We start from the raw sequence: 15,584 nt of genomic DNA on the forward strand, positions 1-15,584 counted from the left end.
GTCGATCCAGATGGTTGAGGCGATAGTAAATCGTCGGTGGTGTGACAGGCCAGAGCGCTGGGGGAGCCAGATATCCCGAACGTTTGGAGGTGTTACATGAGCCAGTATCAACGACTCTTTCTGATAGCCGGTCCAGCGATGCGCCACACCCCGGCATTGGAGCGAGCTGTCGCCATTGCCGAGGCCACTGGCGCTGCGCTGCACATCACGGTGTTTATCGAAGACTCCAACCTGATGGGTTTGATGAGCGCCGGTGCACGTTTTCGCGAAGCCTGTCAGCAAGAGAACGAAAAATGGTTGAAGGATGAGGCCGAGCTTATTCGCGGGCGCGGAGTCACGGTGAGTACCGAAGTGCTTGTTACGCGAACCGCGCTGCAGGAAATACTTCGGCACGTGGCAGAAATGCAGCCGGACCTGGTGATCAAGGACGTGCAGCACGAGTCAGCGCTCAAGCGCGTTTTCATTACGCCTCTGGATTGGCATCTGTTGCGCGAGTGTCCGGTGGCTGTGCATCTGGTCAGCGAAATCAGGTGCCCACTTCCGCGGGTGGTAGTGGCGGCAGTCGATCCATCACAACCCGAGACTCAGATCACTGGCATCAACGACCGCATCATCCAGGCGGCGAACGGATTGTCGATGCAATGCAGCGCGGAGCTACATCTGCTGCATGCCTACGATCTATCGCAGACACATATATCCGACGCAGGTGCTGGTGCAGTGACGATGCTGGGCTTCAGCAGCGATGTGCGCAAGTCACTGCAAAAGTCATTTATCGCACTGGCCGACCACTACGGCGTGCCCACTGAGCGACAACACTTCGTTGAAGGGCCACCTGGCAAAGCACTGGGCGACTTTGCAGCGCATCACCGGGCCGATGTGATCGTCATGGGAAATGCGCATCGCCAGGGACTGGGCAAATGGGTGGGCAGTACGACGGAGCATGTCCTGTACCAAGTGCCCTGCAACATTTTCGCCGTTACGGGATCTGCCGATCAGTGAATGGATTGGCCATTACTCAGCCAAATGACTCGCTCCTGCAGCTATCACATCGAATTCGCAGGAGCGAGGCTTGCTCGCGAGAGGCCTTTGAGTCAGCCCCCCGATCATTTCAACGCCGGATCCCCCATGTTCATTTTCTTCCAGCCCTGCAACAGCACTTGTGCCTTGGGCTCCTGCCCGTTGTCCAGGTAGTACTGGATCAACGACAGCCGTGCATTGCGGTTGGCCGGTTGTGATTTCAACAGCCGTTCCAGCTCTGCGCACGCCTGGTCAACCTTGCCGCTGTCATGCAGGGCCACCGCCAGCACATAGCCAAACTGTCCACTCTGCGGTTCCAGTTGCGCTGCTTTGAGCAGGTACGGCATGGCTTGAACGGCCTTGCCCGCACGAATCAGCGCCAGGCCCTGGGTGTGTTGCAGCAGGCCTGAGTCAGGGTGGTCCTTGAGGCTTTGCGCCAGCAGGGCATGGCCTTCCTGGCTGCGACCGTTGGCCTCCAGCCATTGCACCAGGGTCACCAGCGCCGGGAAGAAGTCCGGATCGCGCTGCAGGGCTGCGCGCAGGAAGCCTTCGACTTCAGCATTGCGACCGCTGGCCTGATACAGCATCGCCAGGTTGAGGTTCGCTTCGGCACGTTCGAGCAGATTCTTCTGTACCGTCTCGTATTCGGCGATGGCGGCATTCCAGCTGTCTTGAGCCGTGCCCAGGCCGTTGCGCGCCACACTGAGCAAATCCCGGGCGGCGGCGATACGCACGGCTCTGACAGGGTCATTCAACAAGGGTGTCAGCAGTGGTGCGCGTTCCGGCGGTGGCAGGAATGCGCTGAGCGCGCGTATGGCGCTCTCACGTACTTGCGGCGCCGGGTTGTTCAGGTCCTTGGTGGCCAGTTTCAACGCTTGTTCGCTCGGATACAGCGACAGTTCGCCGAGCAGCGTCGCGCGCTGGATCGCCGGCAGATTGCTGCGTTGCAGTTGCTCGAACAACGCCTGCGCCGCGCCCGGTTGACCATTGCGGATCAGCCACAGGCTTTCGTCGTAACGAGGGGCTTGTACCGCACTGGCATTGGCGGTGTTCCACAGCTTGAACTGCTCGGTGACCTTCTCACCGGCCTTGCCTTGGTGGCAGGTCAGGCAGGCGTCCGGCGTCCCCAGTTTTTTCGCCCGCTCGGGGTTGGGAATGCTGAAGCTGTGGTCATGCCGGAAGTCGTTGCCCATATAGAACTTGCCGGGCATGTGACAATCCACGCACTGCGAACCCGGCTGGCCCATGGTGTGGCGAGTGTGTTCGATGGAATCGTAGTTTTTCGCTTGCAGGCCCTTGCCGTCGACACCTTCCACAGTGGTTTTGCCGGCGGTGTTGTGACATTGCAGGCACACGCCATTGCCTGGCGCCTTCAGCTGAGTGCTGTGGGGGTTGTGGCAGTTGCTGCAACGCACGCCCTTGTCGAACATTTTGCTCTGGGCGAAGGAGCCGTGTTCGAACACTTCGTCCTTGATTTTGCCGTCCAGCGCGTACAACTCGCGGGTCAGGACGCTCGGCAGGTAGTCGTCCATCAGCCGTTTGCCGACCGTGTAGCCATCGTCCAGCGGCGCGCGGCGCGAGTGGCAGCGGGCGCAGGTTTCGATTTCGACGGTGGCGTTCTTGTCCTTGAGATCGACGGCAAACCCGGCATGGATCAGGTCGGTTTTCTTCGCGGTCCATTCCAGGTGATTGGATGCCGGGCCATGGCAGGCCTGGCAGCCGACGCCGAGGCTGTTCCAATTGCTGTCGAAGGTGTTTTTCGCGGCATCGAAATTGCGCTTGTAACCGGTGGTGTGGCACTCGACGCACATGAAGTTGGCGTTCTGGCTCGGCTTGCTCCAGTGCAGCGGGTTCTTGAAGTTCACGCCCTGGCCCGGATAGAGGTGAAACCAGCGGTGCTTCTCGGTATCCCAGGCCACGGCGAGGGCCTGGAGGCGGCCTTCGCCGACCTCGATCAGGTATTGCTGCAAGGGAGCTATGCCAAAGGCATAGGCCACCTTGAAGTCGGCATTCTTGCCGTCGACGCCGGGGGTGTTGACCCAGAATTCGTCGCCTTTGCGCGAGAACACCGTGGTCTCTTTTTCGGCCTTGAAGGTGACGTTGTTGAAGTCGCCGAGCAGGGTGTCGGCATTGGCTGCCTGCATCGCCAACTGGTGATGGGAGCCTTGCCAGTCCTTGACCTGCTCGCCGTGGCAGCCCTGGCATTGTTGTTCGTCGACCATCTTCGCCGGTGCGACAACCACCGGTTGCGGTTTGGCTGGTTGAACGGCGGGTGTGCTGACAGGCGCTGGCTTGAGCGGCGTCGGTGTGCCGCTCATCAAAAACCAGCCGATACCGGCTACGGCCAACAGCAGGATGCCGATGGTGACGGGGAAGAGATAACGGTTGATCAGGGTCGGTTGCGAATCAGGGTTTGGGCTTGCAGCTTTATTTTTATGTTTCGGCATTACGACTTCCATGGTCCAGGTGCGTTTGCCTTGCGGCGCGCGATGACGCTTGATGCAGCTTTGCCGGATGGTCGGCGTGTGTCAAATGACATTGTTTCGAGGCTGATGGCCCCTTCGCGGGCAAGCCCGCTCCCACAGGGTTTGGTGTTGTTCACAGCAATTGAGTACGACACAACACCTTGTGGGAGCGAGCTTGCTCGCGATGGCGATCTGTCAGGTGCCGCATCACTCCCCGACAAACCACCGGAAATACGGATTCCCGGAATCCCCACGCATCACCTCGCGCATATCCCTGGCCCAGGCGTCACGGTTTCCGTCGTAGGCATGCAGGCTCGCCCGATAGAACTGCATCAGGCGTTGTTGCTGGGTGTTCATGCGCTCAATGAACCCGGCGTCGGCGTTCAACACCGCTGGCGGCTGGTGCAAGTCGAGCAGGGCCGGCAATACGCGGCTGATCTCTTTCGAGCGAACCCAGGGCGCGTATTCGATCTTCGGCTGGTCGTCCGTCACCGGTTGCGCATCGCCAGCGAAGCGCTCAAGCCCCGCACGGTCAGTCACCCAGGTGGCGAGCAACGCCGCGGCCGAACCGACGCCGACATCCTGCAAGGAGCTGCGAACGCTGTCCTGCTGGAAGCGCGCGTTGATCTTCGCCGCGTCCAGTTCAATCGGCTCCATCGAGCCCACCAGCAGCATCTCGTGGAATTCGCTGGTCCACAGGGTCGCGTACGGGAACACGTCGAGGAAGCTGCGCACCAGTGAGCGCGAGTCGTCGATGTTCTGCGTCGGCAGCGGTAGCCATTGGGCCACCAGGCCTTGTTTGTGCAAACGGCTGGCGGCCAGTTGGTAGAAGTCCCGGGAATACAGGTTGACCACGCCGGCAGCGGAGGGCGGTGGCGGTTCGAGGGTGATCAGGTCGTAGCGCTGCGGATTGCGCAGCAGTTCCTGGCGACCGTCACGCAAGCGTACGTCGACCCCCGGATCGGACCCGGCATTGAAGTTGCCCTTGAACAACGGCGCCGCCTTGACCACCGAGGGCAGCAGTTCGGCGACCACGCGATGTTCCAGGCCGGGGTAGCGGGTCAGGGCGCCGGCGGTGATGCCGGTACCGAAACCGATTACCAGCGCCGAGCGCGGCTCACCGTTGTGGATCAACAGTGGCAGCAGCGCCTGAATCCGCATGTAGCGCAGGGATGGCATGGCGTCGCCGGTGTTGGACACACCCTGAATGTACAAGCGCTGGAACGCTCTTTCGCCCTTGCCTTGGGAGACCACGGCGACGGTTCCGCCACGTCCTTCTTCGTAGAACGTCAGCGTGCCATTGCGCGCACCCGGCAGCAGGCTGGCGAGCTTGTTGACCGGCGTGAACACGGCGAGTGCCAGGGACACCAGGCCGATAGCAACCACCGCCTGGCGTCGGCCTTTCTTCACGCCATGGCCCTTGCGCACGGCGAAGCAGGCGATACCGGCGGCGATCATCGCCAGCAGGCCCAGAGTCCGTACCAGGCCCAACATCGGGATCAGGACAAAACCGCAGAGCATCACGCCGACAATCCCGCCGAGGGTATTGAACGCGACGACTTCGCCGACATTGCGCCCCACCTGTTCGCCGCCGACGCTCAAGCGCAGGGCCAAGGGGAACGCAGCCCCCAGCAACAGGGTCGGTACAAACACGATGCTCAAGGCGGCCACGGCAAAGCGCGTGCTCATGCCCGCCAGTTCACTGCCGCCCAATGACAATACCCAGGATTCGGCCAGGGTCTGGGCGAGCACCAGCCAGCGTCCGAGCAAGGCCACTTCCAGCAAGGCAATCGCGCCGGCCGCGGCAATCAGCAAACCGAACACCCCCCAGGGATCGCGCAGGCGATCGACCCGACGGGCCAGCAGGATGCTGCCCAGGAACAACCCGGTGAGGTAAGTCGCCAGCACCACGGCAAAGGCGTAGGTGCGGGTGCTCATGAATTGCACGATCGATTGCGACCACACCACTTCGTAGCCCAGGGCCACACCACCGGCAATGGAGTACAGCCACAGGGCCAGGCGGTCGGGGGCTTTTTCAGTGTGATGTTTCACCGGGGCATCGACGGGTGCCACGCGCTGGCGCTGGAACCACAAGGCACCGGCAGCGGCCAGCAGGTTGAGCATGGAGGCGGCCAGCGCGCTGCCGCGCACACCGAGGGTAGCAATCAACAAAAACGCGGCGAGCAGGGTGCCGACGATGGCCCCGGCGGTGTTCGCCGCATACAGTTGCCCGCCGGCCTTGCCCAGCTGTTGCGGGTCGGTGGCCAGGGAGCGAACCAGCACCGGCAGGGTGCCGCCCATCAACAGCGCGGGAATGCCCACCAGCGCGAACGGCAGCACCCAGGCCAGCAAACCCACGTGTGCTTCCAGCCAGGCAAACGGGCTGGCCGCCAGGCTCATGGCGAAGGTCGCAGCGACACCGAGCACGGCCACCAGCACTTCCAGCCCGGCGTACAACAGCACCGGTTGTTGCATCCGGTCCGCCCAACGCCCGAACAGCAAACCACCCAGGGCCAGCCCGGCAAAGAACGCGCTGATGCCGGTGGTGATGGCATAGACCTCGACACCCACCACCAACGACAGCTGCTTGATCCACAGCACCTGGTACACCAGCGCGGCGGCGCCGGAGACAAACAGCAACAGGGCGGGGATCAACAGCGCCGGGGAGGCGACATGGGAGGCAGGTATGGCCGACGACTTGCTGGCGACACGTGAGGTCATTGCGGATTGCCTTGTTCCAATTCGAAATAGCCTGTGACCGCACCGGCCCTTCGCGAGCAGGCTCGCTCCCACATTTGGAATGCAGCCCCTGTGGGAGCGAGCCTGCTCGCGAATGAAGTCGATGCGGTCCCAGATCGAAAATAAGTCCGCTCGCCGGTGAGGGCGAGCGGCGGTCCAGCGGTCTTACTGTGCAGCTTTCATTTTTTCCGCGATTTTGGCGTCTACCGCAGCACGGATCTGGTCGATGCTGAAGCTGGCCGGTTTCTGGCTAGGTGGATAGTCGATGAAGGTTTGCAGGAATACCGCCGACTTGCCCACGGCAACCGCAGCCAGGTAGACGTTCTTGGTTTGCCAATCGTAATACTGATCGGAAACCACGTCGGCACGTTCATAGGGGTCCATCCGCAGGTTGAAGATCTTCGGCACGCGCAAGCAAACGAACGGTTCGCTCCAGACCTTGAAACCGCCTGGCGCACGTTGTTCGCAGAACACTGCTTTCCAGTTGTCGAAGCGCATGGATACCAGCACGCCGTCGTCGTTGAAGTAGTAGAACTCCTTACGATCGCCTTTCGGTTGTTGGCCTGTCAGGTACGGCAGCTGGTTGTAACCGTCCAGGTGCACCTTGAAGTTGGTGCCGCCGGAGGTAGGTGCCCAGCCTTTGAGCAACTTGTTCTTCACATCGGTTTCGCCGGCAGCGGCCAGCAGCGTCGGGAACCAGTCCAGACCGGAGAACATCTCGTTGGAGACCTCACCCGGCTTGATCTTGCCCGGCCAGCGCACAATCGCCGGAACGCGATAGGCGCCTTCCCAGTTGGAGTTCTTCTCGTTACGGAACGGCGTGGTCGCCGCGTCCGGCCAGGAGAACTGGTTCGGGCCGTTGTCGGTGGTGTAGACGACGATGGTGTTGTCGGTGATTTTCAGGTCATCGAGGGTTTTCAGCAGTTTGCCGACGTCGCCGTCGTGCTCGATCATGCCATCGGCGTAATCGTTGCCGGGCATGCCGCTCTGGCCCTTCATCGACTCGCGCACGTGGGTGAACAAGTGCATGCGGGTGGTGTTCATCCAGACGAAGAACGGTTTGTCCGCCTTGGCCTGTTTCTCGATGAACGCCTGCGCGGCGGCGGTGGTTTCGTCGTCGATGGTTTCCATGCGCTTGGTGTTCAGCGGGCCGGTGTCTTCGATCTTGCCGTCGGCGAAGCTGTGGATCACGCCACGCGGGGTGTTGGCCTTGACGAAGGCAGCGTCGTCCTTGGGCCAGTACGGGCGCTCAGGCTCTTCTTCGGCGTTGAGGTGGTACAGGTTGCCGAAGAACTCGTCGAAACCGTGGTTGGTCGGCAGGTATTCATCCTTGTCGCCCAAGTGGTTCTTGCCGAACTGACCGGTGGCATAGCCCTGGGACTTGAGTGCCTGGGCAATGGTGATATCACGCTTTTGCAAACCCACCGGAGCACCCGGGATGCCGACTTTCGACAAACCGGTGCGCAATGGTGTCTGGCCAGTGATAAACGATGACCGTCCGGCCGTGCAGCTGTTCTCCGCATAGTAGTCGGTGAACATCATGCCTTCTTTGGCGATGCGGTCGATGTTCGGAGTCTTGTAGCCGACCACACCCATGGAGTAGGCGCTGATGTTGGTCTGGCCGATATCGTCGCCGAAGATCACCAGAATGTTGGGTTTTTCAGCGGCCCCGGCGGTTGCCGAAAACGCCATGACCGTAGTCGCCACAAGGGCGAGTTTCGGTATCCACTTACGTATGCGAGTCATCTGACTGGCTCCTTATGCTCACTTGCGTCGCGTGCAGCGACAAACGTTTACTGCAGTCCTGCGTTACGTCTTTTTATTGCACTTGCTCAGGTGTGGCGGCATCGAACGGGTAGATCCGACGCCATTCGGACGCCATGTCGACAACCGTCCAGCCACGTTTGTTTGCTTCATCCAGGGCCTTGTCCAGGCGGCCGATCTGCGATTGGCGGTCGTAAGCCCATTCGCGTTTGGCGTCGGTGTGATGCACCAGGCCCATGAAGCGTTTTCCGGGACCGGCGGCGGTCCACTGGAGCATTTGCAGGTCGCCGTCGGAGTTGCCGAAGGCGAGGATTGGCCGACGACCGATCACCGCGTCGATGCTGACCGGTTTGCCCGGGCCATCGTCGTTGTGCGCGAGTTTCGGCGTGCGCAGGATCGACGCCTTGCCATCCTTGTAGTCAAAGGTTGTGACGAATGTGGTGCCGATGACCTGCTCGGGTGGAACGCCGTAGACCTTCTCGGCGAAGGCGCGCATGAACCCGGTGTCGCCGCCGGAGACGATGTAGGTCTTGAAGTCCTTGCCGCGCAGATAGTCGAGCATTTCCAGCATCGGCTGGAAGATCATCTCGGTGTACGGCTTGCCGGTTTTCGGATGGCGGGCCTGGGTCAGCCAGGTCTTGGCGTAGTCATCGAAGGCTTCGGTGGTCATCCCGGTGTGGGTGGCACCGAAAATTTTCATCATGCCCTCAAGGCCACTGGCAGCCAGGGCCTTGTGATCGTTTTCCAGCACCGCCTGGAACGGCTGGGTGGTTTTCCATTCCGGATGCTGCGATGCGGTGCGCTTGACTTCTTCCAGGGCGAACAGCAACTCGAAGTACATCGGCTGCTCGCTCCACAAGGTGCCGTCGTTATCGAACACGGCAATGCGGTCCTCGGGCTTGACGAAGTCCTTGCTGCTTTGATCGGTGACTGTCTGCACGAATTCGATGATCTGCTTTTTCGACGGCCCGTCGTTCCACGAGGGCAGCGGCTCGGCGGCCTGCACCAGCAGCGGCAGGCTCAAGGCCAGGGTCAGCAGGAAACTGAGTGCGCGATGATGGCGCAGCGATATCGAATTTGTCATGGGAAATCCTTCTCGTGAACGGGGTTGAGCGGATGAAGCGCAGAGACGACTGATTCTCTGTTGTGTCCGGCCTGACTATGCAGCGTAGACAAGGATTCTCCGATTTGGCGTAGCGCCTGCTCTTTGTCCGGTTCGCGGCCATAACAGGCCCGCAGGAAGGTTTGCAGGCGCGGGCCGAGATTGGTCAGTTTCAGGCCGTGACGGCTGCGCCGGGTCCACAGGTACAGGGCGCTGAGTTGCGCCGGTTTACCCTCGATTTGTGCCGGGATCTGCCGCCACGCGTAGTCGGCGGACTCGAGCCAGGCAGCGTGTCCGGCGCGGCGTCGGGCTTGCCAGTTGAGGTAGATGCGATGAGCCAGCGGGCGGGCAAACCAACCGAGCGTCACCACCGCCAACACCAGTGCCAATAATCCAAGCCAGTGCCCGGAAAGGTGCAGGCGATTCTGCTGGCCGAGTTTTTTCAGGTCCTCGGTGATCGAAAAAACCGGCTTGTAGGCGCCATTGGCTGTCGCCTCGAAGGTCACGGCAGGCACCGTGACGGAGCTGGTTTTCTGGCTGCGGGTATCCCACCATTTCAGTTCGATCGATGGCAGGGTGTAGTGGCCTTCGGTGTCGATTCGATAAGTCACGCTGTCGATGCGCTGACCACCGGTAAAGCCACCACGCCCGTCTGACAGATTGCCGACCTGCGGGGCTTTCGGATAGCGACTCAGGCCACTGACGTCGCCCAGTGCTGGCGTTGGCAATGACATCGCCAGGGCACCGTCCGCCTGCAAGGTCAGTTCCCGGGTGATGCTGTCGCCGACCTTCAATGGCGTGGCCGAATTGAAGGTCTTCTGGGTAAACCGCAGCCCTTGGGCCACCAGCACCGCCTCACCAGGCTGGAACCCCGGAGGTTGCGCGGCGTTGAAATGCAAAGGCTGGCTTTGGGCGCTGAGTTCGTGGCTGGCCTGACCCGGTGTGGCTTGTACCGTCAGTGCCGGAATGTCGAAGCCCTGGGCCAGGTTCGGGGTGATCAGGTAGCTGTAGCGCATGCCGCTGAAGGATTGACCGTCGAAGGTCTGGTTGATGTGCTGGGCATGGCCGTCCGGTGGCATCACCAATGCGCCGGGCAGTTTCAGGTCGGGCAGGGTGGGGGCGCTGGTGAACCAGGTGTCGGTGAAGACATCGAGTTGCAACTCGACCAGGCTGCCGACCATGACGGGGTCGGCGGGTTGCAGGCTGGCGCTGACCCGCAGTTGCGGTTCATTGCCCCAAGCTGCGAGGCTCGTCAGGCATAGGAGTACGGTGCCAATTGCTGCGGCGACTGATCTGACGCCATCGCGGGCAAGCCCGCTCCCACAGTTGATTGAAGTGATTCCCACAATTTGTGTGCGATACAAAGCCCCTGTGGGAGCGGGCTTGCCCGCGATGGCGGCGACTCGGTCTTGAAGGCTGATCATGGTTTAGCCCCCGCCTGATCCTGCAGGCTGAACTTCTGCTTGAGGAATTTTGCCGGTGAAGTGGTCAGGTTCTGCAGCCACTGCTCATCCGATGCCGCTTGCTGGGTCTCCACCTTTTTGCTTTGGCCTTTGCCCGGTGCCTTGTCCATTTTGATTTCGTCGGGCTTGACCTCCGGCGTGTTTTCTTCCGCGCTTTCGGTGTCTTTCTGCAAGGCGATGGCCAGGGCCAGGTTGGCCGTCGCTTCCGGGAACTGCGGTTGCAACTTCAGTGCCTGGGTATAGGCCGCGATGGCCTGATCGAACTTGAACCGGCGCACGTAGATATTGCCCAGGTAGAAATACGCCTGCGGTGTGTTGAGGCGCGCGAAGCTGGCCAGTGCCAGGTCGAAATCGGCCGCGTTGTAGGCGGCAACGCCTTTCCAGTACGAATCGACAAACAGTGCCGCCGCCTGAGGGTAGTGTTTATGCTCGAAGGCCCAGCGACCTTGTTGGTCGCGGGTGAAAAAGGCATCGGTCAGCGCGTTGGCCTGTGCCGGCGCCGGTTGCAGGCCCAGGCCCACCGCCAGCAGTAGTGCGGCCATCCAGTTCAGGCTCCAGCCCCTGCGTACGCTGAAGAAGGCGATCAGCAACAGCGGCCAGCACAGCCAGTAACCGGCGTCTTTCCAGTGCAGTTCGCGCTGTTCGTCACTGGCTGCCTGGAAGTGCTGCTCGGCGTGCAGTTCGATCCAGTCCAGATCGTCATCGTTGAGGGTCAGGCTACCCAGGGGGGCATCAATCGTTGAGGCCAGCTGCTTGAGGGCGTCCTGATCGAAACTGCCCATTTGTGGGCGACCGTTGCTGTCGGTGCGTGGCTGGCCGCTGGCATCGCGGATGATCCCGCCGTCGCTGCTGCCAGCCGCCAGTATCAGCACTTGCAGCGCACTGTCCGCCAGTTGCTTGTCCAGCCCGGCCAGTGCCGAGGTGTCGGCGCCATCGGTGATCAGCAGCAGGGTGCCGGGTGTTTTCTCGGCGGCGAGCAGGCGCTTGGCCTGATTGATGACCGCGCTGACATTTTTCCCCGGTTTGTTGATCAGGTCGGTGCTCAGGGCCTGAATGAACGTATCGAGCAGCACCGGGTCGTCGGTGGCGGGCAACACCAGGTGCGCGCTGCCGGCGTAGGCAATCAAGGCATTACGCGAACCGGCGCGGCGCTGGATCAAGTCGTGGAGCTTGTGCTTGACCGCTTCCAGGCGACTTGGAGGAACATCGCTGGCGTCCATGGACGGCGACAGGTCGACGGCGATGATCAGCGGCGCACGGTTTTCCAGAAAATCCGGCCGATCCTGTTCCCAGGTCGGTCCGGCGGCGGCGATGGCGCCCAGTACCAGCAGCGCAGACACCAGATGCACCGGACGCAGGCGTTGCCGGTCTTGTGGGGTGATCAGCAGATGCGGCAGCAGGTGCGCGGCGATGTTGCTGCGCAAGCGCCGTTGCAGGTCCTGGTTGCGCCGCCACAGCAATGGCAGCAACGCACCGAACAGCGCGAGCAACAGCCACAGAGGGCGCAAGAAATGGAAGTCGCTGAGGTTGATGTCCATGTCAGGCCTCCTGCCGTTGACGGGCGAGCATCAGCCGTGGAAGCAGCAGGGCGCCCAGGTGATAAAGCGCGAGCAGGGCGATGGCCGCGCCCAGCGGCCACCAGAACAGATCGCGTTTGGGCTGATGGCTGAGGGTTTTCACCTGATGCGGAGTCAGTTTGTCGAGGGTGCTGTAGACCTGATCCAGGGCGTTACGGTCTTCGGCGCGGAAGAAGCGTCCGCCCGTGGCTTGGGCAATGTCCTGCAAGCCTTGCAGGTTGACCTTGGCTTCGCCCTCGGCATTCGGGTCGCCGATGCCGATGGTGTGAATCACCACGCCTTTGGCCGCAGCCATGGAGGCAGCGTGATCCGGGGTGATGGCGCTGCTGGTGTCGTTGCCGTCGGTGAGCAGGATCAGCACTTTTTCCTGCTCGTGGGCCTGGTCCAGCAGTTTGAGGCTCAGGCCGATGGCGTCGCCGATGGCCGTGTTGGGACCGGCCATGCCGATGCCGGTGTCATCCAGCAGCAGTGACAGGCTGGCGTGGTCGAGGGTCAACGGCGCCTGCGGATAAGCGCCGGTGCCGAACACGATCAGTCCGATTCGATCGTCTTTACGTTTGTCGATGAACCCGTGCACCACTTCCTTGACTGCGGCCAGGCGATTGATTTTCTGGCCGTTGGCGTCGGTGAAGTCGGTGGTTTCCATCGACTGGGAAATGTCGATGGCCAACATCAGGTCGCGCACCGGCTGCTGGCGCTCGATGGGTTTTTCCACCAACACCGGCCGGCTCGCCGCCACCAGCAACAGCGTCCAGACCAGCAGGCTCAGGAGCAATTGCCAGCGGTTGCTGCGGGTGCCGGCCTGGCTCGGTGCCTGGCCGATAGCACGGCTCATTGCCGCGAAAAACGGTACACGCACGGCGCTGCGCGCCTCGCGGTAATCGGGCAGGTAGCGATAGCCGAACCACGGCAGCGGCAGCAGGATCAGCAGCCAGGGGTAATCAAGCTGCCACATGATGTCGCTCCACCCAGGTTTTGCAGGTGCTGAACAGTTGTTGGCGGTGTTCAGTGGGCATGGCCTGCAATGTTGCGTCGGAGGCGTAGGCCAGCAGCGAGAGTTGTTGGCTGAGGTCAGTAGGCAAGGGTTGTTTAATTTGCCGCTGCAAAAACGCCTGCCAGTCCTCTTTCCCCAACGCCGCAGGAGATCCCTGTGGGAGCGGGCTTGCTCGCGAAGAGGCCATTGCATTCAATATTGATGTCGACTGACAGGACGCCTTCGCGAGCAAGCCCGCTCCCACAGGTTTTGTGTTCCAACCGGAGGGCATTGAAAGGGCCACGCGTTTGAGCAACTCCGGAAGCTCGCGCAACGCACTCAGATCATTGCTGCGCTGCTGCAGTTCCTCCAGGCGCACCAACGCCTCGCGCCGATAGCGATCACGCCGCCATTGTAAGTAGCGCCGCGCGCCGATCACCACCAGCGTAACGATCAGCAGCGCCAGCAACGCCCACCAACCCCAGGTTTGCGGCGCATAACTGACCGGCGCCGGCAGTGCCATTTCCTTGAGTTGGTCGATGCTCGGGATGGCGGGGTTCATCGGCGCCCTCCGGCAAACTTGCCCAGTTCGGCACGCAGTTGTTCGTGAGCTTCTGTAGCGGTGCTGAACATCATCAACGGCACCTGGCTGCGGCGCAGCAGGGTAGCGACGTCCTTGAGGCGGCCGCTGAGAAAGTCCCCGAGCGGCTGGTGCACTTGTTGCCGATCCACCGCCAGCTCCACCTGCAATTGCCCCTGGGTAACCAGCACCCGGCCGTTTTTCGGCAGGTTCAGCGCCAGCGGGTCGTAGACCTGCATGGCAATCACATCGTTATGGGCCGCCAGCTGCCGCATCAGTTGCAAGGTGCGTTCGCCGGCCCCGGCGAAGTCGCTGACGATGCAGATCAGGTGATCGTGACCGGCCACAGCCAGGCAGTGCTGCAGGACCTTGTCAAGCTGGTCTTCGCCTTCGGCGTCCGGGTTGGCGGCATTGAGTGCCTGGTTCTGCTGGGCGATGCGGCTGCACAGCGCTTCGATCCGTTTGCGGCTGCGCAGCGGGGCGATGCTGTCGATGCGTTGATCGTTGAAGACCAGTCCACCGACGCGGTCGCCGGCGTTGAACACCATCCACGCCGCCAGGGCGCCGAGCTCGGCGGCGACAGTGGATTTGAAGCTGCGTTGCGAGCCGAAGAACATCGACATGCGCTGGTCTACGAGGATCAGTGCCGGGCGGTCGCGCTCTTCGGTGAATGTCCGTACCACCGGTTTGCCGGTGCGCAGGGACGCGCGCCAGTCGAGGTGACGCAAATCGTCCCCCGGCTGATAGCGGCGCAGTTCATCGAAGTTCAGGCCCCGGCCACGCAAACGCGAAGCGTGGTTGCCGGCCAGGATGCTGCCCTGGGGCTGACGCGCCAGAAAACTCAGGTCACGGGCCTTGAACTCCAGGGCCATCAACTGCGCCAGAGAGACATACACCAGGCCGTCGGCACTGTTCATGGACATCAGGCTGGAATCGCCACTTTATCGAGCAGGCGGTCGAGCACCTGATCGGCGCTCACGCCATCGGCCACCGCGTCGTAGCTCAGTTGCAGACGATGACGCAGCACTGGGTGCACCACGGCACGGACGTTGTCCGGCGACACGAAATCCTGGCCCTGCAACCAGGCGTCGGCCCGGGCGCAACGGTCCAGGCCAATACCGCCGCGGGGGCTGGCGCCGATGCTGATCCAGCGCCCGAGGTCGGCGTCGTAATCGGCCGGGTGGCGAGTGGCGTTGATCAGGTCGATCAGGTAGCGGTCGATGGCCGGGGAGACGTGCACCGCGCTGACTTCACGGCGCGCGGCGAACACCACGTCCTGAGACAGGGAGAAGCCCTGCACGGCAGCGGTCTTGGCGCCGAGGGCCTGTTCTTCTTCGCGCAGCAAGCGCAGCACCTGGCTTTCGTTTTCCGCGCTCGGGTAATCGAGCAGCACTTTCATCAGGAAGCGGTCCATCTGCGCTTCCGGCAGCGGATACGTGCCTTCCTGTTCGATCGGGTTCTGGGTGGCGACCACGATGAACAGGTCCGGCAGCGCATGGCTGTTGCCGGCCACGGTGATCTGGCGTTCTTCCATGGCTTCGAGCAACGCCGCCTGGACCTTGGCCGGCGCACGGTTGATTTCGTCGGCGAGGATCAGGTTGCCGAACAGCGGGCCTGGCTGGAAGCGGATCTCGTTTTTACCCTCGACCTGATGCAGCACCTCGGCGCCGGTGATGTCCGACGGCAGCAAGTCCGGGGTGAACTGGATGCGGCTCATCTTCGCGTCCAGGTGTCTGGCCAGTGACTTGACCGTGCGGGTCTTGGCCAGGCCGGGCAAGCTTTCGAGGAGCAAATGCCCGTTGGCCAGCAAGCCGACGAGCATCTGCCGGATCACCTGGTCCTGGCCGAGCACCGCTTCGGCGATGCTGGCTTGCAGGGCGTTGAGGTCGTTGAGTGCGCTCATG

11 protein-coding genes are annotated in these 15,584 nt (G+C 62.0%); 1 reads left to right on the top strand and 10 read right to left on the bottom strand.

Going from position 1 to position 15,584, the window contains the following annotated elements:
- Nucleotides 1–96: 96 nt before the first annotated feature.
- Nucleotides 97–999: a universal stress protein gene (locus tag AC3IX1_RS12855; protein ID WP_489388475.1), complete on the top strand. Its 903-nt coding sequence runs from the start codon at nt 97–99 to the stop codon at nt 997–999.
- Nucleotides 1,000–1,103: 104 nt separating this feature from the next.
- On the opposite strand, the gene AC3IX1_RS12860 is transcribed toward AC3IX1_RS12855, so the two are convergent.
- From AC3IX1_RS12860 to AC3IX1_RS12905, 10 genes are all read right to left on the bottom strand, one after another.
- Nucleotides 1,104–3,464: a tetratricopeptide repeat protein gene (locus AC3IX1_RS12860; protein ID WP_489388476.1), complete on the bottom strand. Its 2,361-nt coding sequence runs from the start codon at nt 3,462–3,464 to the stop codon at nt 1,104–1,106.
- A 225-nt stretch (nt 3,465–3,689) separates the two neighbouring features.
- Nucleotides 3,690–6,203, bottom strand: coding sequence for a fused MFS/spermidine synthase (locus AC3IX1_RS12865; RefSeq protein WP_489388477.1), 2,514 nt, complete (start codon nt 6,201–6,203; stop codon nt 3,690–3,692).
- Between the two features lie 183 nt (nt 6,204–6,386).
- Nucleotides 6,387–7,967, bottom strand: a complete 1,581-nt coding sequence (locus AC3IX1_RS12870) for an arylsulfatase (RefSeq protein ID WP_489388478.1) — start codon at nt 7,965–7,967, stop codon at nt 6,387–6,389.
- Nucleotides 7,968–8,040: 73 nt separating this feature from the next.
- The gene (locus AC3IX1_RS12875) at nt 8,041–9,069 is read right to left on the bottom strand and encodes an HAD family hydrolase (RefSeq protein WP_489388479.1); all 1,029 of its coding nucleotides are present in this window, start codon (nt 9,067–9,069) and stop codon (nt 8,041–8,043) included.
- On the bottom strand, nt 9,066–10,511 hold the full coding sequence (locus AC3IX1_RS12880) for a BatD family protein (protein ID WP_489388480.1): 1,446 nt from the start codon (nt 10,509–10,511) through the stop codon (nt 9,066–9,068). Before AC3IX1_RS12880 ends, AC3IX1_RS12875 begins: the two co-directional genes overlap by 4 nt.
- Nucleotides 10,508–12,088: a VWA domain-containing protein gene (locus tag AC3IX1_RS12885; protein WP_489388481.1), complete on the bottom strand. Its 1,581-nt coding sequence runs from the start codon at nt 12,086–12,088 to the stop codon at nt 10,508–10,510. The genes AC3IX1_RS12880 and AC3IX1_RS12885 overlap by 4 nt, the downstream gene beginning before the upstream one ends.
- Nucleotide 12,089: 1 nt before the next feature.
- Nucleotides 12,090–13,082 carry a vWA domain-containing protein gene (locus AC3IX1_RS12890; protein WP_489388482.1) on the bottom strand — a complete coding sequence of 331 codons (993 nt, stop codon included), beginning with the start codon at nt 13,080–13,082 and terminating at the stop codon, nt 12,090–12,092.
- The gene (locus AC3IX1_RS12895; protein ID WP_489388483.1) at nt 13,069–13,662 is read right to left on the bottom strand and encodes a DUF4381 domain-containing protein; all 594 of its coding nucleotides are present in this window, start codon (nt 13,660–13,662) and stop codon (nt 13,069–13,071) included. Before AC3IX1_RS12895 ends, AC3IX1_RS12890 begins: the two co-directional genes overlap by 14 nt.
- On the bottom strand, nt 13,659–14,603 hold the full coding sequence (locus AC3IX1_RS12900; protein WP_489388484.1) for a DUF58 domain-containing protein: 945 nt from the start codon (nt 14,601–14,603) through the stop codon (nt 13,659–13,661). The genes AC3IX1_RS12895 and AC3IX1_RS12900 overlap by 4 nt, the downstream gene beginning before the upstream one ends.
- A complete protein-coding gene (locus tag AC3IX1_RS12905) occupies nt 14,603–15,583 on the bottom strand; it encodes an AAA family ATPase (RefSeq protein ID WP_056727548.1) in 981 nt (326 codons plus the stop codon). The genes AC3IX1_RS12900 and AC3IX1_RS12905 overlap by 1 nt, the downstream gene beginning before the upstream one ends.
- Between the last annotated feature and the right edge of the window lies 1 nt (nt 15,584).

This window comes from Pseudomonas sp. KH_046_2, from assembly GCF_057838985.1.